Below are 23,896 nucleotides of genomic sequence, written 5' to 3'. Positions count from 1 at the left end.
GTGTCGTGTCATAGCGGTCGCAGGCCCGGAACTTCGTTGCGGTCAGTGACAGAAATCGTCGAACCGACACGCCCTGTGATCCGTTCTCTCTGTCAGGCGGGGCACGAACGTCCCGCGATGACCCGACAAGGCGGTGGCAATGCTGATCCTGTCCCTGCTCATCCTGGTCCTGGCCGCCGCCTGCGTGCTCGCGGTGCGCGGGGTGCGTGCGGACGCTTCCGCCGAGGCGGAGCCGCTGACCATCCCGGAGGCGCTCTTCGCTCCGCAGAGCCTCGAAGGGGTGCTCTGCGCCCAGCTCATGGACGGGGAGATCACCCGGCGGCAGTACGTGCGCTCGATGGCCGGCATCGCCGCGCGCGACGAGGAGCGGCACCCGCTCACCGTGCCGGGCTACGACGACTGACCCATCCGGCTTCCGCCCATGACGTTTGTCATGGGCGGAACGTGACGGACGGCGGGGGAGGGGACACCCGGGGCGGGCGAGGATTCATCCATGACGCTCACCGCTTCAAGCGATACCGCGGCCACCGGTACGGGGCAGTTGGCCGTGGATCTGGACGGCGTGGTCAAGAGATTCGGCACGGTCACCGCCGTGGACGGAATCGACCTGCGCATCCGCCCCGGAGAGGTGGTCGCCCTGCTCGGCCCGAACGGCGCCGGCAAGACGACGACGGTCGACATGCTGCTCGGGCTGTCCAAGCCGACCAGCGGGACCGCGAAGATCTACGGACTGCCGCCGCAGGACGCGGTCGCGCTCGGCCGCATCTCCGCGGTCATGCAGACCGGCGGCCTGCTCAAGGACTACACGGTCGAGGAGACGGTCCGGCTCACCGCCGTGCTCTTCGGCAAACCACGCTCCGCCGTCGCCGCCGCCCTGGAGCGGGCCGGCATCGCCGAGATCGGCGGACGGCTCGTCGGCAAGTGCTCGGGCGGCCAGCAGCAGCGCCTGCGGTTCGCCATGGCCCTGCTGCCCGACCCCGACCTGCTCATCCTCGACGAGCCGACGACCGGGATGGACGTCGGCGGGCGGCGCGAGTTCTGGGACGCGATCCGCCAGGACGCGGAGGGCGGGCGGACGGTCATCTTCGCCACCCACTACCTGGAGGAGGCCGACGCGTACGCGGACCGGATCGTCCTCGTACGCCGCGGCAAGATCGTCGCCGACGGCACGGCCGCCGAGGTGAAGGCGCTCGCCGCCGGCCGGACCGTCCGTGCCACCGTGGCCGGCGCGTCGCTCGTCGACTGGTCGCAGGTGCCCGGCGTCGAGTCGGCCGAGGTCCGCGGCGACACCGTCCTGCTGTCCGGGCGTGACTCCGACGCGATCGCCCGGCACCTGCTCACCCGGACCGAGGCCCGGGACCTGGAGATCACCTCCCGCAACCTCGAGGACGCGTTCCTCGCCCTGACCGCCGAGGACGCCGCATGACCACCACCGCTCTGCCCCGCCTCGGCGGCTTCAGCCCCGGGATGATCGCCCTCGAACTGCGCCGGCTGATGCGCAACAAGCGCACCGTCATCTTCACGCTCGTCATGCCGGCCGCGTTCTTCCTGCTCTTCGGCACCAGTTCGGCGTACAAGGACGAGCGGGCCGGCGACGGCAACGTCACCGCCTACGTCCTGATCAGCATGGCGGTGTACGGCGCGATGCTCGCCACCACCTCGGGCGGCGCCATGGTGTCGATCGAGCGGGCCGCCGGATGGAGCCGGCAACTGCGGCTCACCCCGCTCAAGCCCGCGGCGTACGTCGCTGTCAAGATCATCATCGCGATGGTGATCGGCGCGGTCTCGGTCGTCGTGGTCAACGTGGTCGGCGCGTTCGCCGGAGCGGACATGCCGGTCGGCGCCTGGATCGGCTGCGCTCTGCTCTCCTGGGCGTGCGCGCTCGTCTTCGCCGCCTTCGGGCTGTTCATGGGCTACCTGCTGCCCAGCGAGAACGTGATGCAGATCCTCGGCCCGGTGCTGGCCGTCCTGTCCTTCGCCGGTGGCCTGTTCGTCCCCGCCGATCAGCTCGGCAGCACCTTCGCCACGATCGCCAAGTTCACCCCGGTCTACGGCGTCGGCGAACTGGCCCGCTACCCGCTCACCCACAGCGGCGACGTGTGGCTGGCCGTTCTCAACGTCGCCGCCTGGACGGCGCTCTTCGCGGCCGGCGCGATGTGGCGGTTCCGCCGCGACACCGCACGGGTCTGACCGGCCGGTACGGTTCGGCACATGACATCGGCACCCGGGACACCCCGTCGTGGCTTCCGTCACGGCTGGGTGTTCCCGGCGATCTGGCTGTTCTACCTCGGCGAGAGCCTCAACGCGCTGCTCCAGCACCGGCCCGGCCCGTGGCGTGACGTGGGCCTGGCCGCCCTGGTCCTCTTCGCGATCGCGTTCCTGCTGCTCACCGTCTCGATCCGGCGGGCCGACCCGTCCGTCCCCGACCGCCGGGCCACCGTCCACGTCTGGCTCGGCCTGCTCGCCCTGATCGGCCTCGCCCTGCTGCAGGTCCCCGCGGCCGGGCACCACACGCTCGTCTGCGGTGTCTACGTCGCGGCGGTCGCGGTGATGGGACTGCCACTGCGGCAGGGCGTGCCGGTCGCGGTCGTGCTCGCCGTCGTCGTCGAACTGTCCATCCGCTTCGTGCCCGGCTGGACCGCCGGCGGCCAGGGATACGCCCTCGCCGTCCTGTTCGCCGGTGCCGCCACCGGCGGAATCCGGGTCGCCTTCGACCGGCAGGTCCGTCTCGTCCACGCCCAGCAGGAGATCGCCGACCTCGCGATCAGCGGCGAACGCGCCCGGATCGCCGCCGACCTGCACGACATCCTCGGCCACTCGCTCACCGTCGTCGCCGTCAAGGCCGAACTCGCCCAGCGCCTCCTCGACGTCGACGTCGACCGGGCCCGTGGCGAACTACGCGACCTCGAATCCCTGGCCCGCGACGCGCTCGCCGACGTCCGCGCCACCGCCCTCGGCATGCGCGGCATCTCGCTGCCCGGTGAGATCGCCGCCGCCCGGGCCGCGCTCGCCGCCGCCAACGTCAGCGCCGATCTGCCGGGCACCGCCGACGAGGTGCCCACCCGCAATCGGGAGCTGTTCGCCTGGACGATCCGCGAGGCTGTCACCAACATCGTCCGGCACAGCCGCGCCCGGCACGCCGAAGTGCGCCTGCGCCCCGACAGCGTCGAGATCGTCGACGACGGCTGCGGCCACGGCGACACCGTCACCACCGGCCAGGGCCTGGCCGGCCTGCGCCGCCGCGCCGAGGAGGCCGGCGCCCGGCTGACCGCGGGCAGCCGCCCCGGCGCGCCGGGCTTCCTGGTCCGCGTGGAGGTGCCCACATGATCGGTACGTTTCCTGGTACGGGCGGCGCCGGCCGCATGACGGGACCGGCGTCTTCCGGGACTGAAGGTTCGGGTGGAGGTTCGTACGTGATCAGGCTGCTGCTCGCCGACGATCAGGCGCTGGTCCGGGGCGCCATGGCCGCTCTGCTCGACCTGGAGGCCGACCTGACCGTGGTCGCCGAGGTCGGCCGGGGTGACGAGGTCGTCGACGCGGCTCGCGACAACGCCGTCGACGTGGCGCTGCTCGACGTGCAGATGCCCGGACTGGACGGCATCGCTGCGGCGCGGCAGCTCGCCGAGAAGCTGCCGGAGTGCCGGGTGCTGATGGTGACCACCTTCGGGCGGGCCGGCTACCTGCGCCAGGCGATGGCCGCCGGGGCCGGCGGGTTCGTCGTCAAGGACACCCCGGCCCGGCAGCTCGCCGACGCCGTCCGCCGCGTCCACCAGGGGCTTCGCGTCGTCGACCCGGCCCTGGCCGCGCAGAGCCTCGCCCACGGCGACTCCCCGCTGACCGACCGCGAGACCGACGTCCTGCGCGCCGCCCGCGACGGTGGCACGGTCGCCGACATAGCCCGCGAACTGCGCCTCTCCGACGGCACCGTCCGCAACCATCTGTCCGCCGTGATCGGCAAGACCGGCGCGCGCACCCGGGCCGAGGCCGTCCGCCTGGCCTCCGACCACGGCTGGCTCCTCTGAGTCACCGGCGCATGGTCAACCTCGGTTACCCGTGGGTAATATAGCGCCATGATCGATGGTGTCTCCGCCTCCCTCGCCGAGGTGCTCGACGGCCGGTGGGCGCACATCCGGCAGGCCGTGCGCGACGAACTGGGCGCCGAGTTCGTCACCGTGCCGGGCGAGACCGGCGACGAGGCCCGCGAGCGGGTCAGCCGGCTGATCCGGGAGCTGCCCACCGACGTCGGGGTGGCCGCGGCGTTCCCGGCCGGCTACGGCGGCTCCGACGACCCGGGCGGCTCCACCGTCGCCGCCGAGATGCTCGCCCAGGTCGACCTGTCGCTGATGGTCAAGGCCGGGGTGCAGTGGGGCCTGTTCGGCGGGGCGGTGGTCGCGCTCGGCACCGCCCGGCACCACGACGCCTACCTGCGCGACATCATCTCGGCGGACCTGATGGGCTGCTTCGCGATGACCGAGACCGGTCACGGGTCCGACGTGCAGCAGCTGCGCACGACCTGTGTCTACGACGCGGAGGCCGGGCATTTCGTGCTGAACACCCCGCACGAGGCGGCCCGCAAGGACTACATCGGCAACGCGGCCCGCGACGGGCGGATGGCGGTCGTCTTCGCCCAGCTCATCACCGGCGGCCGGAGCTACGGCGTGCACGCCTGGCTGGTCCCGATCCGCGACCGGGACGGCAACCCGATGCCCGGGGTCACCATCGGCGACGCCGGGCCCAAGGCCGGGCTGCTCGGCGTCGACAACGGGCGGCTCTCCTTCGACCACGTGACAGTGCCGCGCGACATGCTCCTCGACCGGTACGGGCAGGTCGCCCCGGACGGCGTCTACACCAGCACCATCGAGAACGACACCCGCCGCTTCTTCACCATGCTCGGCACCCTGGTCCGGGGCCGGGTCACCGTCGGCGCCGCCGCCTCCGCGGCCACCCGTAACGCCCTCACCATCGCGGTGCGCTACGGGGAGAGCCGCCGCCAGTTCACCGCGCCCGGCGCCGAGCGTGAGATCGTGCTCAACGACTATCTCGCCCACCAGCGCAAACTCCTGCCGGCGGTGGCGCGCTCGTATGCGTACGTCTTCGCCCAGGAGGAACTCGCCGTCACGATGAGCGAGGTCTTCGCCCTCACCGAGCCCGACGAGCACCGCCAGCGCGAGCTGGAGTCCCGTGCGGCCGGCCTCAAGGCGATGCAGACCTGGAACGCCACCCGCACCATCCAGATGTGCCGGGAGGCGTGCGGCGGCGCCGGCTACCTCGCCGAGAACCGGATCGCCGGGCTCAAGGCCGACACCGACGTCTTCACCACCTTCGAGGGCGACAACACGGTGCTGCTGCAGCTGGTCGCCAAGGGCCTGCTGACCGGATATCGCGACGCCTTCGGGTCGCTCGACGGGTGGGGCCGCGCGACGTTCGTCGCCGACCAGGTCAGAGAGATGGTCCTGGAGCGTACGGCTGCCCGCTCGCTGATCCAGCGGCTGGTCGCCGCCGTCCCCGGCCGCGACGAGGAGGTCGCCGTCACCGACCGCGGCTGGCACCTGTCCGTCTTCGAGGACCGGGAGAAGCACCTGCTGGAGTCCGTGATCCGCCGGCTCCGGGGCGGCGCCGCCACCAAGAAGGACCGCCCGTTCGACATCTTCAACGACGTCCAGGACCACGTGCTGGCCACCGCCGCCGCCCACATCGACCGGATCACCCTGGAGGCCTTCGTCGCTGGCATCGAGCGCGCCGCCGACCCGGCCGCCCGGGCACTGCTGTCGAAGGTGTGCGACCTCTACGCCCTGACCACGATCGAGGCGGACAAGGCGTGGTTCCTGGAGCACGGCCGCCTGACACCGGCCCGCTCCAAGGCCGTCACCGCGGTCGTCAACGACCTGCTGCGCGAGCTGCGCCCACACCTGGGCACGCTGGTCGACGCCTTCGCGATCCCCGACGAGTGGCTGAACGCCGCCGTCCTGCGCGAGGAGCCGGCCCGCCAGGAGGCGATGGCCAAGGAGGACGACGCGGTCCGCGCCGCCGTCAGCGGCTGAGCCACGCGCTGTCGACCGTCGTCCATCACCTACGGATTGGCCACCTGGTCTGCGGCCGGTGCCGTGATCTCGGGGAACGTCGCCCCGTACTCGCTGTACGTGAACCGTTCGCCGGCGCCGGGCGAGAGGACCTGGAGCGGGTACGGCTCGCCGGTCATCGCCACGAAGATCTGCAGGTCGGAGAGATTGTCGGACAGGATGATCGCCGGCGTGCCCTCGACCTGGGTGACCGCTCCCTTGATCGGGAGCCCCTTGGGCGACAGCTCCTTCTTGATGTCCGCGATGCCGAACATCCCGCTCAGGTCATCCTTCCCGGCGACCGCCACCCACTTGCCGCCGGCCCTCGCCATCATGGTCCGTGCCTTCTCGGCGCCCAGGGCGGAGACCAGGAAGGCCTCGTTGCCCTTGAAATACTGCTTGCCGCCCACGGCCAGCAACTCCATCTCGGCGGTCCCGTCGATGGTGATCCTGCCCGCGAGGTCGTCGCCCGCGACCCGGATGTCCATGGTGACCGCGCCCATTTCCTCGTCCGCCGCGGAGGTGCCCTTGACGTGGTACGAGCGAGCCGCGGCGGAAGCCTCCAGCGCCTTCGTCATGATCTCGTCGGCGGTCATCGTGGCGAAACCGTTGCCGGTGGGCGACGGTGAAGCCGGAGGGGTCGCGGCGGGCGGCGCGGCGTTGCCGGAGCCGGTGCAACCGGAGAGCAACACGGTCGCGGTGGCCAGGGCCGTGAGACCGGCCCGGAGGATCGTCGTCGTCATCGCGGCCCAGACTATCGATGACCGTGAAGGCGACGGCGGTCCGGGGGCAGGCTGCCCCCGGACCGCCGAATGACCTACTTGCCCAGGCTGTTCTGGTCGATGACCTGGTCGGCGGCCGGGGCCGCGATGGCCTCGAACTTCTCGCCGAACTTGCTGAACGTGACACCCTCGCCGGTGGCGGACTTGCCGATGCGAACCGGGTACGGCTCGCCGGTCGTCGCCACGAACACCTGAGCGTCGGCGTCGCTCGCGTCCTTCAGGGTGATCACCGGCTGCTCGCCGACCTTGGTGGCCTCACCCTTGGACAGGGCGCCGCCCGGCTTGAGCAGCTCGTTCACGTCGGCGGCGGCGAACAGGCCGCTGATCTGGTCCTTCGCCGGAACCAGCACCCACTTGCCGCCGGTCGCCTTGACCATCGTCTTGGCCTGCTCGGCGCCCGCGATCATCGCCCAGAAGCCCTCGCTCGGCTTCATGTACTGCTTGCCGCCGACGGACAGGATCTCGACCTCGGCATCCTTGCCCATCGACATCTTGCCGGCGAAGTCCTTGCCGGAGACCTTGAAGTCCAGCGACATGGTCTCGCCGTCGGTCGTCGCCGAGCCGGCCATGTGGAACGAGCCGGCCTTGGTCAGGGCGTCCTTGGCCTTGGTCAGGATCTCCTCGGCGGCGAGCGCCGCCACGCCGTTGTCGGCCGGCGCCTGCGAGGCGGCGGTCGTCGGCGTCCCGCCCTTCGACTCGGCGGCGCTGTCGGATCCGCCGCAGCCGGAGAGCAGCATGCTGGCGGTGGCCAGGGCAGCGAGGCCGGCCCGGAAGGCAATCTTCGTCATCGATCTTCTCTCATCACCGCGGCGTGGACCCCCGCGCCGCGCGGTTCTCATTATTGAGCTGGGCAAACTTATCGGCGCCGGGCAACGAATCGATTACCTTTGGGCGGCGAATGCAAGCCATGTCACAAAGTCATCAAGGTGTTACGCACCGCGCTCGCGCGGTCGTCAGGCTCGTATGGTGTCGCGCTTCTTGAACAGGTCGTTCAGCGCGACGACGTCCGCCGCCGGTGGCGCCTTCACCGCGGCGGCAGCGCCGAATCGGCTCAGCATCGCCGTGGTCCTCTCCGTGGAGATCCGGATGGGGTAGGGCTTCCCGGTCATGGCGACGAAGACCCGGCCTTCCGAGCCGATGCCGATCACCACGCTCGGGCCCTGGCCCTCCAGTTGCAGAGGGCCGATCCGGTGGACCACCTCGGCCGCTTGCAGTTCCGTCCAGATCGACGCCCCGCCGAAGTCCGCGCCGAGAATCCGGTACGCGGACGGCATCTCGATCCACCGGCCGGTGTCGTTCAGAGCCGCCGCGGTTGTCGCCGCCGCCCTGTCGAACGCCGTGTCGTCGGTGAACAGGACTCTCCAGAACGCCAGATCGGCCCGGAGGAAGCTGCGGCCGCCGACGTATCGCACGTCGGCCCTTCCCTCGCCCATCGTCATCGTGCCGGTGAAGTCCTTGCCGACGATGTCAATCTTGGCGCACACATCGGGGTCGAGGTTGAAGTGGCAGCCGTCGTAGAAGTACGACCTCTCGCCCTTCAGGGCGGCGATCGTTCTCGCCAGGACCGCCCGGGGTTCGAGCGCCGCGACACCGTTGTCGGGCGCCGCGGATGCCGACGGCATCACGGAGCCCGAGGGTGTCCCCGAGGTCGATGCCGCCCCTGCGCCGGACGGTGCCGGAAACGGTGTCCCCGCCTCCGGCCGCTCGCAGCCGGCGAGCAACAGCGCTGCTGACACCAGAACGGCGCCTCGCGCCCGCAACGACCTCGTCGGCACACTTTCCCCCGTGGTGATTCCCGATCAAGCGACGCGACTTTATCGGGAGCACCGAATCGGGGCGAATCAGTATTCGCGGAGCAGGGCGCCCGCCCCGTACACCTTGTCCTTGATGTCGTTGTCCCGCAGCGCCATCCACCAGGTCGCCGCGTTGATGGCGATGACCGGCTTGCCGAGCCAGCGTTCCGCCTCGTCGGCGAGGCGGACCATGGACAGGTTGGTGCCGCACTGCACGATGGCGTCCACGTCGGGGGTGTTGACGTCGAGGATCGCGGCGCGCAGCTCGTCCTCGCCGACGTGCGCGATGGACACCGCGGTCGGGCATTTGAGGCCCTCGATGGCGGCCACCTCGAAGCCGATCTCGCCGAAGAAGCGGACCAGGTTGGCATCGCCGACCGGCTGGTACGGCGTGATCACCCCGATCCGGCGGGCCCCGTAGAGTTTCAGCGCCCGTTCGCAGGCCTCCGCGCCGGTCGCCACGTCGAGCCCGGTGAGCTGCCGGATCTGCGCCACGAATGCGCGGTTGCCCTCGACGCCGCCCCCGAACGTCTCCGCCGACATGCCCATCACCATGTAGTCGGGTTCGCAGGTGAGCACCCGCTCGCAGGCGGAGCCGATCTCGGCGCGGATCTGGACGAGCAGGTTCTCGAGGCCCGCGTCGTCGGACAGGTCCTGGTTGCGGATGTGGATGCGGGAGAAGTGCGAGGTCACTCCCGGTACGGCCATCGCGTAGAAGTCGGGTTCGACGATGGTGTTCGTGGACGGGACGAGGACGCCGAACTTGCGTCGCCAGCCGAGGGCGTCGGTCATCGGGGTGCTCCGATCAGTGCGCGCGACGCGTACCAGGACAGATGGTGGCCTACAGCACCGGACATCGGGTTCCCCCCAGCGAAACGGCGTTTCCCGAAATTTACACTCGGGTGCCGCTGAACGACAGGGGGTATCTCGATGGCAAAGATATTGTCCGGGAACGCAGAACGCCAGGGCCCATCGTTCGGAGGATGCGGTTCATGTCTGCAATCTCCCGGGGACGTAGCGGGCGTCGAGGTCGAGGGCCTCGTCCTGGCCGGCGAGGGCGGTGAACGCGGCCCACGGCATCCGGTCGACGGGTTCGGCGGAGCCGGTGTCGGCGATCGCGCGGTAAGCGAGCGACGCCGCGCGCATGGCGGCGAGCAGCGCCGCCACCGGGTGCAGGACGAGACGGACGCCGGCCGCGGCGAGGTCTGCGTCGGCGAGAATGGGCCGGTTGCCGCCGGCCTCGCTGCGGTCGATCACCAGGGGTACGCCCGGAAGCGCCTCGTGGACCAGCCTGAGTTCCTCGAGATCGTCCACCCCTTCGGGGAACACGGCGTCCGCCCCGGCCTCGGCGTAGGCCCGGCACCGCACGATCGTCTCGTCGAGTCCGCGGACCGCGAACGCGTCGGTCCGTGCGATCACCACGATGTCCGGGACCTGGTCGGCCAGCGCGCTGATCCTCGCGGCGGCCTCACCGATCGGGATGATCTCCCTGCCGGCCACGGGCCCGTGCCGCGGCAGGTCGCCCCGATCCGCGAGATGCACTCCGGAGATGCCGGCCCGCGCATAAGCGAGAGCCGTCCACACCGCCTGCGACGCACTGTCGTAGCCGGTGTCCGCGTCGGCGATCAGCGGGATGTCGCCGAGCGCGGGGACCAGGGTGGACGCCCGGTCGGCGATCTGCGTGCCGTGCACGAACCCGAGGTCGGGCCGGCCCAGCATAATCGCCGACACGGCCGCCCCGGACAGGTGCACGGCCCGGTGGCCGGCTGCCGCCGCGAGCGCCGCAGTGACCGGGTCGTAGACGCCGGGCGCGTGGGTGACCCGGTCGGAGGCGAGGATCGCTCGCAATGCGGAAGCAGTCATGACCGGCTGTGTAGCGCGAAACCGTCCTCGACGCCAATCAGCGGCGCATCGGTGAAGAAGCGGAGCGTCTCGGCGGTGCCCTTTTCGGAGCATCCGGACGGGCGCGCGACGGGTCGTGGCGTGCACAGGTGCAGCCTCACGATCGACGACCCCGCTGCCCTTTTCCTCGCCGGCCCGGACCCGGCCCGCGACGCCCCGATGCCTTGCCAATCGCGGAGTGGTACAGCGTTCCGCTGCCCTTTTCCTCGCCGGCCCGGACCCGGCCCGCGACACCCGGATGCCTTGCCAACCGCCGAGTGGTGCAGCGTTCCGCTGCCCTTGACTTCGCCGGCAGGGGCCCGTCGCGATGCCCTCCGACCGCGGAGTGGTGCAGCGTTCCGCTGCCCTTGAGTTCGCCGGCCCGGACCCGTCGCGATGCCCTCCGACCGCGGAGTGGTACAGCGTTCCGCTGTGCGAAATGGCACGCTAAAGTTCGGCGAGGTTCGTCCGGTACCTGTTCCATGGGGGTTTCGCTGTGCCAGCGCCTTCGTCTCCCGGATCTCCCGAGGAGGAGAGCCAGTCACGCTCCATCGCCGCCGTCGAGCGTGCCATGGACGTGCTGCTCCACTTCGGCCGGACCGATCAGCCCGACCTCGGGGTGACCGAGATCGCCACCGCGCTGGGCCTGACGAAGGCGGCCGTGCACCGCATCCTCACCGCGTTGCGCAGCCGCGAACTGATCACCGTCGATCCGGTGACCCGCCGTTACGCCCTCGGCCACGCCGCCGTCGCGCTGGGCCGTGCCTACCTCGCCCGCACCGACGTGCGCGCGATGGCCGCCCCCGAGCTCAAGCGTCTCTCCGAGCGCACCCACGAGACCGCGACGCTGTCGATGCGGCGCGGCGACACCCGGCTCTACGTCGACCAGGTCGTCTCCGACCAGGAGCTGCGTCTCGAGGTCAGCCTCGGCATCCCGTTCCCGCTCAACGCCGGCGCTTCGTCCAAGGCGTTCCTGGCGTTCCTGCCCGACTTCGAGGTGGACGCCTACATCGCGCGGCACCCGCTCGAGGCGGTCACCGACAAGACCATTGTCGACCCGGCGAGGCTGCGCAAGGATCTGGCCGCCATTCGCAAACGGGGGTACGCGACGTCGCTCGGCGAGCGTCAGGCCGGAGCCGCGTCGGTCGCCGCCCCGATCTTCGACCATGACGGCCGGGTCGTCGCCGTGATCGGCCTGGCCGGCCCGGCGCTGCGGTTCAGGCCGGACACCGAGGAGACCGTCACCGGCCTGCTCGCGGCGGCCGCCCGGATCAGCGCGCAGCTCGGCCACCGGCCCGGTTGAAGCGGCCGCCATCGGTGTCGCCGTCGGAGTTCGGCGACTCCGAGCCCTCCGGGGAGGAGCACAGAGCCCCCGATCATCCCGACGTACGGCAGGCAACCCGTCGACCCTCCTCCGCACCGTCGCGTCGTCCGCGAGCGTCGCGGCGCCGAGGGTCTGAGCTTCCGCGGGTGTCGCGGCGCCGAGGGTCTGAGCTTCCGCGGGTGTCGCGGCGCCGAGGGTCTGAGCTTCCGCGGGTGTCGCGGCGCCGAGGGTCTGAGCTTCCGCGGGTGTCGCGGCGCCGAGGGTCTGAGCTTCCGCGGGTGTCGCGGCGCCGAGGGTCTGAGCTTCCGCGAGTGTCGCGGCGCCAAGCGTCTGAGCCTTCGCGGCCGGGCCTGCATTCATTCGGCTCGGATACCTGTCGTCCACGACGTTTTCGCCCCTCCTCCCTGACGAACCGACGAACCGACGGGCGGCGAACGGCAGTGACCTCACGGAACGCTTCGAATCCGCGGGCGGCGGCGTGTGCCGTGGACGCCCGCGGCCGGGTGGCCGGCCCGTCCGTCGTCCGCGAGGCACGCAGCGTCCCGGCGGTGGCCGGTGGCAGACTGCCGGAGTGACGTTCCGCGGCTGGCCGAGCGAGGCCCTCGAGTTCTACGAGGGTCTCGTCGCCGACAACTCGAAGACGTACTGGACCGCCCACCTGCCGGTCTACGAGGAGCGGGTGAAGGCGCCCGCCCTGGCCCTGCTCGCCGACCTGGAGCCGGAGTTCGGCCCCGGCAAGATCTTCCGGCCCTACCGGGACGTCCGCTTCAGTCACGACAAGACGCCGTACAAGGACCACCTCGGCATCTGGCTGGAGTTCGGCGGCTACATCCAGCTCGGCGCCGACGGTCTCGCGGCCGGCTGCGGCATGTACCAGATGTCCTCCGACCAGCTGGAACGCTACCGTCGAACGATCGTCGACGATCATCTCGGCCCCTCTCTGGTGACAGTGATCGCGGGCATCGAGGCCGCCGGCGTCACCGTCCACGGCCACGGCACCCTGAAGACGGCGCCACGCGGCTTCCCGAAGGACCATCCCCGCATCGACCTCCTCCGCCACAAGGGCTTGACCACCTGGCGCGAGTGGGAGCCCGCCCCCTGGATGGACACCTCCGAGGCCCGCGACCGCATCACCGACTTCTTCCGGACCAGCCGCCCCCTGCGCGCCTGGCTGGACCACCACGTCGGTCCACCCGCGTAGGGGCGGTCAGCCCTCCCCGAGCCTTCGGACACCCCGTGCCGGGTCCCGGTGGTGGACCTGAGTCACGGCCTGCGCTTGCTCGGACGACATGACCTGAAGCTGCGGGCGCCGTTGCGCCTCGGACGGCTCCGAAACGGACAGGTGCGCTTCTGCCAGGCGTTGTTCACCCGTGCCGACATCAAGTCCCGGGACACCCGGTGTCCCGTCCGGCATCGGCCTGATGCCACGCCCAGGGTCAGCCGAGGCGTGGCAGGACCAGGTCGTGAACGGCCGCCAGCAGCGGCGTGTCGTCATCGGTGTGGGCGGTCACGGTGACAGTGGCTCGGCGGGCCGGGTCGATGATCGCCAGCTGGCCGTAGGCGCCGTGCATGCGGTAGGTGCCGCCTGGCTCCAGCCACACGCCCAGGCCGTAACCGTCGGTGTGCGCGTCGCCCTCCTTCATGTCGACCCGGTCGGTGGTCATACGGTCCACGAAATCCGGCGGAACCACCTGTTTGCCCTCCCACACGCCGGATTGCAGCAGCAGCCGTGCGAAGCGTGCCAGCTCGCCGGTCTTCAGGAAGAGATCGCTCTCGGCGAACGGAAAACCCAGTGGGCAGCAGTGCCAGGCGGGATTGTGCAGGCCGAGCGGCCCGAAGACGCGAGGCAGCAGGTAGGCGCGCAGATCGGCCCCGGTCACCCGGGCGATCAGACGGCCGAGAGCATAGAAGCCGGTGCCGGTGTACGCGAAACGCGTCCCCGGCTCGGCGACGAGTGGCTCCGCGACGAACTCGTGCAGCAGATCGAGCGCGTCGACACGCCGGTCGGCGAACCACAGGTGGCCGCTGCCGCTGGTCATCGTCAGCAGATGCCGCACGGTGACGTGCTCGAAACCGTCGGCGGCAATCGCGCGCAGCTCGGGAAAATGGTCGAGGAAACGATCGTCGACGCCGAGGCGCCCCTCGGACTCGGCGATCCCGACGGCCACAGCGGTGAACGTCTTCGCCACCGAGTAGAGGTTGACGCGGTCATCGGAGCGGAACCGGTGCTCGACCGGTGGCCGGCCCTCCTGGTGGACGTGGATCCCATACGCCCCGAGTGCCTGCTCCCGGTCGGCCCGGACGAAGTCGGTGAACAGTTCGTCGGTCACATCCGGACCTTAGCCCGCTCGCCCGGCCGGAAGGTGGCCCTGGATCGACGTTGTTGATCATGGGCCACTACTAGGAACAGAGGGGTTTTCACAGGGCCTCCCTGACGGCCTCCGGCCTTTCTAGGGTGGGGTCATGGCGAACGACGCCGAAGCAAGGAGATGGTGAAGTGCGCGCGGTATTCATGCACGGCGACCACGACATCCGGGTCCAGGACGTGCCCGATCCGGTCCTGGCGTCGGGGCCCTCGGCCTCCGGGCGGGACGCGATCGTCCGTGTCGTCGCCTCCTGCGTCTGCGGCTCCGACCTCTGGGGTTATCGGGGGGTCCGCGGGGGCGGCGAGCGGCGGATGGGCCACGAGTTCGTGGGCGTCGTCGAGCAGATCGGTGACGCGGTCGGCAAGGTAAAGGTGGGCGACTTCGTGATCGCCCCGTTCTACGTGTGCTGCGGTGAGTGTGCCAACTGCCGCAACGGCGTCAGCACCTCCTGCCTCAACGGCGGCTGGTGGGGCTCTGAGGTCAAGGACGAGGGCTACGCCGATGCCGGCCAGGGCGAGCGGGTGCGTGTCCCGCTGGCCGACGGCACACTGGTCGTCGTCCCCGGCGGTGAGCCCGATCCGGCGCTGGTCCCGGGGCTGCTCACCCTGTCGGATGTGATGTGCACCGGGCACCACGCCGCGGTGTCCGGCGGAGTCCGGCAGGGTTCGACGGTGGCGGTCGTCGGCGACGGCGCGGTCGGCCTGTCGGCGATCATCGCGGCGAGACGTCTCGGCGCCACCCGGATCGTGGCCATGTCCCGCCACGAGTCCCGGCAGCGTCTGGCTCGTGAGTTCGGCGCCACCGACGTCGTGCCGGAGCGCGGCGACGAGGGCATCGCGCGGTTGAAGGAGATGTTCGGCGGCATCGGCCCCGATGTCGTCCTGGAGTGCGTCGGCACGAAGGAGTCGATGGATCAGGCGCTGCGCTCGGCCCGCCCCGGCGGCCAGGTCGGTTTCGTCGGCGTCCCGGCCGGTGGCCCCGAGCTCCCGGTCCAGCAGATGTTCAGCACCAACGTCGGTGTCCGCGGTGGTGTGGCCCCGGTCCGCGGCTACATCGAGGAACTCCTCCCCGAGGTCCTCGACGGCCGCATCCAGCCCGGTCGCGTCTTCGACGTCGAGCTGCCGCTGTCCGAGGCGGCCGAGGCCTACGCCGCCATGGACGAGCGCCGAGCCGTCAAGGTCCTCCTCCGGCCATAGCCCACCCGCCGCGCGGATCGGCCGTCGTGGTTGACGGCTGCACGAACCGGCATCACCGGCCGCTGTCCCGCGAGCCGAGGGTTGCCTCCCGGCCCTGTCGCGGTGGGCGACAGGGCCGGGGATCGCGCTAGCTGGCGGTCCAGAAGAGGGCCCGGGCGTACTCGGCGTACAGGCCCTTCGGGTGAGCACGGAACAACGGCTCGGTCCCGAACAGGACCGCGTGGCCGCCGCCGGAGGTGGTGCCGGAGACGACCGCGGCCCGGCCCGCCGCCTGGGCGGGGCCGTCCGTGCCCTCGTCAGTCGGCAGCCAGTGGCCGGCCACCAGCGGGGATGTGCCGTAACGCTGCTCGACGGTCACGCCCTCACCGGTGAACCAGAGAGGGGAGTAGATGAACGAGTGCACGGGGGAGCCGCTCCCCACGATCCGGCCCTCGTTCGTCACCGTGACCACCCCGTTGGCGTCTCCGCGGCCGGCTGTCGCGGTGACCGGGAGGACCTCGGCGGCGGCGTTGAAGTTCGCGCCGGTGGCCCCGCGGGTGAGGACACCGCCGCCGCGGGCCAGGTATGCGTCGACGGCGGCGCGGGCGGTGGCGGTCAGATTCGCATACGAGAGGCCGGACGAGACGATGAGGGAGTCAACCGTGGACAGGTCGAAACCGGCGTTGAGGATCGCCGTCGAGACGGGGCGGACCGTGAAGCCCATCTCCTTCAGGGCGAACAGCTCGTCGGCGGAGACGGCCGCCGCGATCACGGGCTGCTCGATCACGTCGCCTCTCGTGCGACCGGGGGCGGCGGTGAACCGTACTCCCAGGGATCTGGCGAGAGAGACGGCCTCGGGCCGCGCCTCGGCCGGGACCACGACGGTGGCCGCGTCCGTGCGCCGCAGCTTGACACCCCGGGTGAGCAGCTCGTTGACCGCCCGCACATCGTTGCCGTCGCGCAGCGACAGGCTGAGATCCCGCCCACGCGGCGCGTCGACGGACCCGGTCGCCGCCGCCTCGGTCACCTTGATAACCAGGACGCGCGGCAGTGACCGGAGGCTGCTGTCGACCGTGGCGCCCCAGAGCAGGCCATGACTCCAGCCCGAGATGTCATACATCTGCGGCACCAGGCCGGAGATGTCCCGGCCGGCTTCGAGCAGGACGTTCGCGAGGCCGCGTTTCGGCTGGTGCATGTCGACGATGTAGGTGCCCTTGCCGTAGTGGCGCCCGCCGGCCCGGAAGGCGGTCCGGGCCGCGGTGACCCGCACGTCGTTCGCGATCAGATGGTTGACCAGGCGCGCCGCGGCGGGACTGCCGGCCGGGATGACGTAGGCGCGCGGGAACGTCGTCGCGTAGCGGTCCTCCGGGCCGAACCCGTCGACGAAACCGTCCGGGATCACCGGGGACGGCTCACCGGCCCAGCCGCGTCGGAACAGTTCGATCTGGTCGGCGAGCAGCGTGCCCCGGTTCGTGTCGGCGTAGGTGAGAGCCGCCTCGATCGTCGCCGCGGCCACGTCGGTGTTGATCCGGGACCGGCGCTGCAACTCCTCAACCGGCAGGTCGTTGTAGGCGGAGTTGTTGACCTGCAGCGGGATCTCCACGGTGTGGCCGACCGCGCCCTGGTAGATGGCGTACATCGGGGTGAAGATCGGCGGCCAGTCGTCCCAGTCGCCGGGGGCGTAGTCCCGGAACGGGATGTCGGCGCGGGTCGTCTCCGGGTGTCCGAGCCGCTGGATGGCCTTCTCCATGCCGAGCGCGTTCGGCAGGGCGTGCTTGATGTACAGGTCGTACTCGTAGTTCTGCCCGTGCGGCGGCGTCGCCGGCTCGATCAGGGTCGTGCCCGTGTAGCCGTGCTCGTCGAGCATCACGAACGGCTGCGTCGCGATCACCACGTCGCGTACCGCCCGGGACTCCGGCTGCGAGCCGGTGGCGTGGTCCCGGTTGATGTCGAAACCGGCGCCGTTCGCCCGGGTGCCGGCGATCCGCCCGTCCGGGTTGTTGGTGACCGTCACATAGACCCGGGTGCGCTCGAGAAGGTCCCGGGTCGCCGGGTCGGTGGCGGTGGCCAGGCGCTCGATGACGCGCAGCGCGCCGTCGGTGCCCTCCCACTCGTTGCCGTGGATGTTCGCGTTGATCCAGACCGGTGTCTTGTAGCCGGTCCTCAGGGCCCGATCGCGCTTCGCGGCGGCCGGGTCCTCCTCGATCAGTTCCCGCCAGCGGTCCTGCCGGGCGGCTTCGGCGGCCGACTCGGGAGCGGTCACGGTCACCAGATAGAGATCACGGCCTCCGGCCGAGTGCCCGACGATCTCCGCGGAGACGCGGTCCGAGGCCTCCTGCAGGGCGTTCAATTTCGGAGCGATGAGGTGGTACGGGACGAGCCCCAGCTTGATCGAGCGGTCCTCCGGGTTCACCGGCCAGACCGGCAGGTCGTTCTGCCGCGGGTAGCCCTTCCGCCGCGTGATCGTCCACGCGGATGCCGGTTCCTCCGCGAACAGCGGGCCCGCCGATGACGCGCCGAGCGCCGCGCTGTCGACGGCGGAGCCGCCGAGGGCGGCGATCGTGTTGCGTTCCGGCCCGTTGCCGAAGTCGCGGGTCGATGGGTTGTCGCCCGGCGCCCCGGAGTCCGGGTCGCTGCCCCGCGCCGCGGAGAGCGGGTCGCTACCCCGCGCCGCGGAGACCAAGTTGTTGCCCGGCGTCGTCGAAGCCGGGATGCCTCCCGGCGCCGCCGACACGGGGTTGGCGAGCAGAGCCGTGGCGAGCAGCGCGGCGCCGGCGCCGGCCAGCGTTCGTGACAGGTCCACAAAGCACCTCCGTTGGGATGTCCCGACCCTCTCCGGTCGATCGACACATGCGCAATGATCGATGCGGGCGTGTCGCCATACCGTTCGGGTCATTCCGGCTCGCGACCCCGAGTATTCGATCTTGGAGACCGGACCCCGGGGACGCGAACCGGCCGGGCTCACCCGTCAGGGGCCGCGCGAAACACGGGTCGGCGGCGTGGGGCACCCGGACCTCAGGGGGTGGCGGTGTGGGACTCCCAGGTGGCGTACATGGTGGCGTAACGGCCGCCCGCGGCCAGCAACGCCTCGTGGGTGCCCTGTTCGACGATGTCGCCGTCGTCGACGACGATCACCCGGTCGGCCCGGCGGGCCGTGGACAACCGGTGGGCGACCAGGATCGCGGTCCGTCCCTCCAGCAGCCGCTGGATCGCGGCCTCCACCCGCAGCTCCGAGCGCAGGTCCAGGCTCGACGTCGCCTCGTCGAGGACGACCACCCGCGGTTCGGCGACGAAGACGCGGGCCAGGGCGATCAGCTGGCGCTCGCCGGAGGAGACGGACTGGCCGCGTTCGTGCAGGACCGTCTGCAGGCCGTCGGGGGAGCGGTCGACCAGGTCGCGCAGGCCGACCGCCTCGACGGCGGCGAGCACCACCTCGTCGGAGACCTCGGGGCGGGCGAAGGCGATGTTGTCCCGCAGCGTCCCGGCGAACAGGAACGGCTCCTGCGGCACCACCCCGACCTGACGGTGCAGCGAGTCGAGGGTGACGTCACGCAGGTCGTGGCCGTCGACGAGGACCGTCCCGGCGTCCGGGTCGTAGAGACGGGACACGAGTTTGGCCAGCGTGGACTTGCCGGCGCCGGTCGGGCCGACGCACGCGATCGTCTCGCCGGGCGCGATCCGCAGGTTGACCCCGCGGAGCACGGGGCGCGCGGGGTCGTACCCGAAAGTGATCTCGCGCAGCTCGATCCCGCCGGACGCCGGCGGCAGCGGCAACGCCCCGGGCTTCTCCCGGACCGCGGGGACCGTGCGCAGCAGGCCGCGGAGCTTGCCGAGCGCGGCGCGGGCCTGCTGATAGTTGGTGTAGAGCTGCACGAGTTGCTGCACGGGCTGGAAGAACGCGTTCAGGTAGAGCACGAAGGCGGTCAGCTCGCCGATCGTGAGCGTGCCGGCGAGGACCTTGCGGCCGCCGATCAGCAACAGCGCGGCCAGGCCGAGCAGGCCGATCACCGATGTGCCGGGGCCGTAGACGGCGTTGATCCGGCCGGTGTGGTCGTTGGCGTCGCGGTAGGCGCCGACCACCTCCCGGTGGGCGATCACGTTGCGGTCCTGCTGGTTGTGGGCGGTGATGACGCGTACGCCGTTGAGGCTCTCGGTGAGGTGGGAGAAGAGTCCCGCGATCGTGTCGCGCTGCCGGTTGTAGCCGACGTCGGCGGCCCTGCGGAACCAGAGCGTGAGCAGCAGCAGCGGCGGCACCACCAGGAGCAGCGTGATCGCGGCGAGCCCGGCGTCGTAGTGGACGAGCACGGCGGTGACCACGACCATGGTGAGCCCGTGGATGAGGAACTGCGCGAACCCTTCCTGCAGCAGCTGCTGCAACGCCTCCACGTCGGAGGTCATCCGGGTCATGGTGACGCCGGCCTTCTCCGTCGTGTAGTGGTCGAGGCTGAGCCGTTGCAGCTGGGTGAAGACGCGTACCCGCAGGTCCCGGGTGCTGTAGGCGGCGAGCCGTCCGCTGGTGCGGATGCGCACGGCGGTGGCCAGCGCGGTCAGCGCCACCGAGGCGAGGAACGCCACGGCGGCGATCACCAGGACCGGCACATCGCGGGCGACGATGCTGTGGTCGATGCCGACCTGCACGAGGTACGGCCCGGACTGCAGCAGCAGCGCCTCGACTCCCACCGCGACCGCCGCGGTCACCAGCAGCGCCCGCCGCCCGGACAGCAGCGACCACAGGGTGAGCCGGCCGGTGTCGGGGGTGTGGCTGAAGGTCGCGGCCGGGTCCGGATGGTCCGGCTCGCTCGCCTCCAGGAGGGTGACGCCGGCCGCCAGCTCGGCCGGCACCCCGGCGAACGGCGTGTTGCCCTGGCGCCGGGTGCCGGTGCCGCCCATCCCGGCGATCGCCCCCGAGCCGGGCCCGCCGCCGGGGCCACCGAACCCGCCTCCGAACATGCTCACGCGTGCACCTCCGTGGCCAGGACCCGCCCGTAGCGGGGCTCGGTCGCCAACAGTTCGGTGTGGGTGCCGGTCGCCACGGCCTGACCGTTCTCGATCAGCACGACGCGGTCGGCGAGGCCGATCGTGGCCAGCCGGTGCGCGACCACGATGGTGGTGCGGTCGCGCATCAGGTCGCGCAGCGCCTCGTGGATCTCGTGCTCGACGCGGACGTCGACGGCGCTGGTGGCGTCGTCGAGGATCAGCACCGGCGGGTTGACCAGCAGCGCCCGGGCGATAGCGACGCGCTGCCGCTGGCCGCCGGAGAGGGTGTAGCCGCGTTCGCCGACGACCGTGTCGTACCCCTCCGGAAGCTCTCCGATGAAACCGTCGGCGCCGGCCGCGACGGCGGCGGCGATCACCTGCTCGCGGGTCGCCGCGGGGTGTCCGAAAGCGATGTTGTCGTGCAGCGAGATGGAGAACAGGAACGGCTCGTCGGGCACGATCCCGACCCGGTCCCGCAGCGTGGCGAGCGGGTAGTCGCGCACGTCGGCGCCGTCGATCAGCACCCGCCCGGCGTCGGCGTCGTAGAAGCGCGCGGCCAGCCGGGCCACCGTGCTCTTGCCGCTGCCGGTCGCGCCGACCAGCGCCACCGTCTCACCCGGCCGGACGTGCAGGTCGAGACCGTCGAGACCGAGGGTGCCATCGGGGTACGCGAACCGCACCCCCGCGAAAAGCACGTCGCCCCGGGGCTGCGGGACCACGGGCTCGGCCGGGTCGTTCAGCTCGGTCGGCGTGTCCAGGATGTCGTAGATGCGCTGGGCGGACGCGGCGGCCCGCTGCCCCATCATGATGATCATGCCGAGCATCCGGAACGGCGGCTGCAGCATCAGCACGTACGAGTTGAACGCGACGATCGTGCCGACGGTCGCGTGCCCGTCGAGCACCATCAGCCCACCGACCAGCAGCACCAGCGCCAGCCCGAGCCGGGGCAGGTTGTCCATCACCGGCATCCAGCGGCTGCGGATCCGGGCGTCGGTCGTGTAAGCCCAGCGCACTCCGTCGGCGGCCCGGGCGAGCGTGTCGATCTGCCGTTTCTCGGCCGCGAACGCCTTGACGATCCGGACGCCCTGGATGTTCTCGTCGACCACTGTCGCGACCCCGGCCAGCCGGGCCTGGATCAGCCACGACACCGGGAAGATCGCCTTGCGCATCCGGACGCCGAGGACCGCGATCACCGGCATGGTCAGCATCGCCACCACGGCCAGCGGCGCGTTGATCGACACCATCAGCGCGAACGCGATGCCCGCGATCGTGCACTGGACCAGGATGGACGGGCCGAACGCCAGATACATCTGGACGGCCCGGATGTCGCTGGTCGCGCGGGAGATCAGCTCGCCGGACTGGACCCGGTCGTAGAAGCCGTACGACATCCGCATGAGATGGGTGAAGACCAGGTTGCGCAGGTCGTACTCCATCTCGTACGCCGTGCGCAGCAGGTAGAGCCGGGCCAGGAAGTTGATGACGCCCTGGGCGATCGCGAGCCCGGCGATCAGCCAGACGTACTTCTCCAGGCCGTCGGCCCGGTCGACGAGAGCCCGGTCGATGCCGATCCGCACCAGGTCGGGGATCTGCACCTGCACGATGAGGCCGACGAACGACAGCGTCAGCGAGGTGATCAGGAGCGCGCGGTGGGCACGGACGAGGGGCCAGGCGCGGCGTAACCAGCTTTTCGTGGGATCGGGGTGGATGCCGGCCCGGGGCGCCCGGCGCGGGGCGGTGGGATCGGGGTGGATGCCGGCCCGGGATGTCCGGCGCGGGGCGGTGGGGTCCGGGTGGATGCCGGCCTTCGGGGCCCGGCGCGGGGTGGCGCTCAAGCGGTTCTCCTCACCAAGGATAGTGCTTAGCCTAGCTAACTATCCTGTCTTCTCAAGCCCGCGTTTCCCCGGTCGATGGAAGCGGCATGCTTCGCCGTCTCGCCGCCCTCGCCGCCGCCGCCACCCTGACCGCCACCGGCCTCGCGACGCCCGCCCGGGCCGCGACCACCACCGCCTGCCGTTCGGAAGCCGGCAGCCCCCGCTGCCAGGTGTGGACCGGCAAGGTCGACTGGGCTCCGGACGGCGACACGATCCGTGTCGACCTCGCCGGGGACGGCACGAAAGACCTGGTGTCGGTACGCATCCTCGGCATCCAGGCGATGGAGATGAAGACCTACTCGCACTACCCGGAGCGGCGCAGGGGCGACTGCCACGCGATCGCCGCCAACTCCCGCCTCGAGGAGCTGCTCGCGGCCGGCGGCAACTACGTGCGCCTCACCTCGCTGAAGGCGTCGAGCCGCAGCGAGGGCCGCCCGCTGCGCTCGGTCGCCGTGAAGATCGACGGGCAGTGGCGCGACGTCGGCGAGCAGATGGTCCGCGAGGGCTACACGCTCTGGCAGGCGTGGCCCGGCGAATGGGCGATGGACGAGGCCTACCACCGGGCTGCCCGGGAGGCCGCGGCCGCCGGCCGGGAACTCTACGACACCGACAGCTGCAAGCCCGGGCCGGCCCAGAACAGCGGCCTCACCCTGACCGTCAACGCGGACGCCGACGGCCTCGACGAGAAGAACCTCAACGGCGAGTGGTTCAGGATCCACAACCCGTCGGCGGCGGCCGTGCCGATCGCCGGCTGGTGGGTGCGCGACTCCGGGCTGCGCCGTTACACCTTCCCGGCCGGCACCGTGGTCCCGGCCGGCGGCGACGTCTACGTCCACATCGGCAAGGGGAAGAACACGGCCACCCACAAGTACTGGGGGCTCACCAAGCCGATCTTCACCAACGTCGACCCGGCCAACCACGCGGTCGGCGACGGCGGCTACCTCTTCGACGTGCACGGCGACCTGCGCGCCTGGATGATCTACCCCGAGGTGTGAGGATCAGGCGGGGCCGGCATCCCCGTTGCGCCAGTGGCGGCGGCACAGCACCCGGTAGGTGACCTCGGCCGCGTCCGACGTGTCGCCGACCGCCACCTGCGCGCCGGAGCGGGCCACCCGGCCGTCCTCGATCCGTGCGTTCTGCCGGCCCGGGCGCCCGCACCAGCAGGTCACCTCGACCTGCAGCGACACGATGTTGTCGGCCAGCTCCAGCAGCCGCTGCGCGCCCGGGAACAGATGCGACATGAAGTCGGTGGAGATCGCGTAGCAGTCCACGTCGACGCAGAGCTCGTCGACCGCCCAGGCCAGCTGCTCCACCTGCTCCGGGCGGAGGAACTGGGCCTCGTCGACGATCACGAACCCGCCGGCCGGCACCTCGTCGGCGATCAGCGCGGTCAGCTCGGTGCCGTCGGTCACCTCGATCGCGTCGGCGGCCACCCCGAGCCGCGACGACATCACCCCGGCGCCGGCCCGGTCCATGCTGGTCAGCAGGATCCCGGGCCGGCCGGCCTGCCGGCGGTTGTACGCGTTCTGCAGGGCGAGCGTCGACTTGCCCGCCCCCATGCTGCCGTGGAAGAGCGTCAGCTCGTGAAAGACCGGAGCAAGGGTCCTGGCGCGGGACACGACGGGGGCGCTGACGGTGACCGGGACCAAGGTGAGCCTTCCTGGAGGA

20 protein-coding genes are annotated in these 23,896 nt (G+C 71.2%); 10 read left to right on the top strand and 10 right to left on the bottom strand.

All coding sequences use genetic code 11. The annotated features are described in order from the left end of the window. Nucleotides 1-139: 139 nt before the first annotated feature. From BM290_RS01285 to BM290_RS01260, 6 genes are all read left to right on the top strand, one after another. Nucleotides 140-403 (top strand): hypothetical protein, encoded by a 264-nt coding sequence (locus BM290_RS01285; protein WP_093609055.1) that lies wholly within the window; start codon nucleotides 140-142, stop codon nucleotides 401-403. Between the two features lie 90 nt (nucleotides 404-493). Beyond that, nucleotides 494-1,426: an ABC transporter ATP-binding protein gene (locus BM290_RS01280; protein ID WP_093609053.1), complete on the top strand. Its 933-nt coding sequence runs from the start codon at nucleotides 494-496 to the stop codon at nucleotides 1,424-1,426. After that, the gene (locus BM290_RS01275) at nucleotides 1,423-2,190 is read left to right on the top strand and encodes an ABC transporter permease (RefSeq protein WP_093609051.1); all 768 of its coding nucleotides are present in this window, start codon (nucleotides 1,423-1,425) and stop codon (nucleotides 2,188-2,190) included. The genes BM290_RS01280 and BM290_RS01275 overlap by 4 nt, the downstream gene beginning before the upstream one ends. Before the next feature lie 21 nt (nucleotides 2,191-2,211). Then, on the top strand, nucleotides 2,212-3,327 hold the full coding sequence (locus BM290_RS01270) for a sensor histidine kinase (protein WP_093609049.1): 1,116 nt from the start codon (nucleotides 2,212-2,214) through the stop codon (nucleotides 3,325-3,327). Nucleotides 3,328-3,413: 86 nt separating this feature from the next. Further along, nucleotides 3,414-4,022, top strand: coding sequence for a response regulator transcription factor (locus BM290_RS01265; RefSeq protein ID WP_093609047.1), 609 nt, complete (start codon nucleotides 3,414-3,416; stop codon nucleotides 4,020-4,022). Nucleotides 4,023-4,070: 48 nt separating this feature from the next. Further along, nucleotides 4,071-6,041, top strand: coding sequence for an acyl-CoA dehydrogenase family protein (locus BM290_RS01260; RefSeq protein ID WP_093609045.1), 1,971 nt, complete (start codon nucleotides 4,071-4,073; stop codon nucleotides 6,039-6,041). A 29-nt stretch (nucleotides 6,042-6,070) separates the two neighbouring features. Here BM290_RS01260 and BM290_RS01255 read toward each other — a convergent pair whose 3' ends face one another. The 5 genes from BM290_RS01255 to BM290_RS01235 all read right to left on the bottom strand — a co-directional run bounded on the left by BM290_RS01255 (nucleotide 6,071) and on the right by BM290_RS01235 (nucleotide 10,497). Beyond that, nucleotides 6,071-6,802, bottom strand: coding sequence for a hypothetical protein (locus BM290_RS01255; protein WP_093609043.1), 732 nt, complete (start codon nucleotides 6,800-6,802; stop codon nucleotides 6,071-6,073). A gap of 74 nt (nucleotides 6,803-6,876) precedes the next feature. After that, entirely contained in the window at nucleotides 6,877-7,629 is a 753-nt protein-coding gene (locus BM290_RS01250) for a hypothetical protein (RefSeq protein WP_093609041.1), read from the bottom strand. Between the two features lie 165 nt (nucleotides 7,630-7,794). Beyond that, nucleotides 7,795-8,466 (bottom strand): hypothetical protein, encoded by a 672-nt coding sequence (locus tag BM290_RS01245; RefSeq protein WP_177319527.1) that lies wholly within the window; start codon nucleotides 8,464-8,466, stop codon nucleotides 7,795-7,797. Nucleotides 8,467-8,682: 216 nt separating this feature from the next. Beyond that, nucleotides 8,683-9,426, bottom strand: coding sequence for a maleate cis-trans isomerase family protein (locus BM290_RS01240; protein ID WP_093609037.1), 744 nt, complete (start codon nucleotides 9,424-9,426; stop codon nucleotides 8,683-8,685). Nucleotides 9,427-9,624: 198 nt separating this feature from the next. After that, nucleotides 9,625-10,497: an isocitrate lyase/PEP mutase family protein gene (locus tag BM290_RS01235; protein ID WP_093609035.1), complete on the bottom strand. Its 873-nt coding sequence runs from the start codon at nucleotides 10,495-10,497 to the stop codon at nucleotides 9,625-9,627. A gap of 514 nt (nucleotides 10,498-11,011) precedes the next feature. On the opposite strand from BM290_RS01235, the gene BM290_RS01230 reads away from it, so the two are divergent. Both BM290_RS01230 and BM290_RS01225 read left to right on the top strand, forming a co-directional pair. After that, the gene (locus BM290_RS01230) at nucleotides 11,012-11,818 is read left to right on the top strand and encodes an IclR family transcriptional regulator (RefSeq protein ID WP_093609033.1); all 807 of its coding nucleotides are present in this window, start codon (nucleotides 11,012-11,014) and stop codon (nucleotides 11,816-11,818) included. Nucleotides 11,819-12,410: 592 nt separating this feature from the next. Further along, nucleotides 12,411-13,040 (top strand): DUF2461 domain-containing protein, encoded by a 630-nt coding sequence (locus BM290_RS01225; RefSeq protein ID WP_093609031.1) that lies wholly within the window; start codon nucleotides 12,411-12,413, stop codon nucleotides 13,038-13,040. A 235-nt stretch (nucleotides 13,041-13,275) separates the two neighbouring features. On the opposite strand, the gene BM290_RS01220 is transcribed toward BM290_RS01225, so the two are convergent. Next, nucleotides 13,276-14,169, bottom strand: coding sequence for a serine hydrolase domain-containing protein (locus BM290_RS01220; RefSeq protein WP_093609029.1), 894 nt, complete (start codon nucleotides 14,167-14,169; stop codon nucleotides 13,276-13,278). 167 nt (nucleotides 14,170-14,336) lie between these two features. Here BM290_RS01220 and BM290_RS01215 point away from each other — a divergent pair, with 167 nt between their 5' ends. Continuing rightward, nucleotides 14,337-15,401, top strand: coding sequence for a zinc-dependent alcohol dehydrogenase family protein (locus BM290_RS01215; RefSeq protein WP_093609027.1), 1,065 nt, complete (start codon nucleotides 14,337-14,339; stop codon nucleotides 15,399-15,401). Nucleotides 15,402-15,528: 127 nt separating this feature from the next. Here the strand turns inward: BM290_RS01215 and BM290_RS01210 are convergent, their stop codons facing one another. The 3 genes from BM290_RS01210 to BM290_RS01200 form a co-directional block, all read right to left on the bottom strand. Then, on the bottom strand, nucleotides 15,529-18,183 hold the full coding sequence (locus tag BM290_RS01210; RefSeq protein WP_239143327.1) for a M14 family zinc carboxypeptidase: 2,655 nt from the start codon (nucleotides 18,181-18,183) through the stop codon (nucleotides 15,529-15,531). Between the two features lie 212 nt (nucleotides 18,184-18,395). Then, entirely contained in the window at nucleotides 18,396-20,330 is a 1,935-nt protein-coding gene (locus tag BM290_RS01205; RefSeq protein WP_239143334.1) for an ABC transporter ATP-binding protein, read from the bottom strand. A gap of 2 nt (nucleotides 20,331-20,332) precedes the next feature. Next, the gene (locus BM290_RS01200) at nucleotides 20,333-22,189 is read right to left on the bottom strand and encodes an ABC transporter ATP-binding protein (protein ID WP_239143328.1); all 1,857 of its coding nucleotides are present in this window, start codon (nucleotides 22,187-22,189) and stop codon (nucleotides 20,333-20,335) included. Nucleotides 22,190-22,275: 86 nt separating this feature from the next. Between BM290_RS01200 and BM290_RS01195 the strand changes: the two genes are divergently transcribed. Continuing rightward, the gene (locus BM290_RS01195; RefSeq protein ID WP_093609021.1) at nucleotides 22,276-23,223 is read left to right on the top strand and encodes a lamin tail domain-containing protein; all 948 of its coding nucleotides are present in this window, start codon (nucleotides 22,276-22,278) and stop codon (nucleotides 23,221-23,223) included. 3 nt (nucleotides 23,224-23,226) lie between these two features. Here the strand turns inward: BM290_RS01195 and BM290_RS01190 are convergent, their stop codons facing one another. Further along, nucleotides 23,227-23,877, bottom strand: coding sequence for a thymidine kinase (locus tag BM290_RS01190; protein WP_093609019.1), 651 nt, complete (start codon nucleotides 23,875-23,877; stop codon nucleotides 23,227-23,229). Nucleotides 23,878-23,896: the final 19 nt, after the last annotated feature.

Source organism: Actinoplanes philippinensis (genome assembly GCF_900113015.1).
Taxonomy (GTDB): domain Bacteria; phylum Actinomycetota; class Actinomycetes; order Mycobacteriales; family Micromonosporaceae; genus Actinoplanes; species Actinoplanes philippinensis.
Note: the sequence above shows the minus strand (reverse complement) of the source record. Positions and strands in the feature narration are given on the sequence as shown.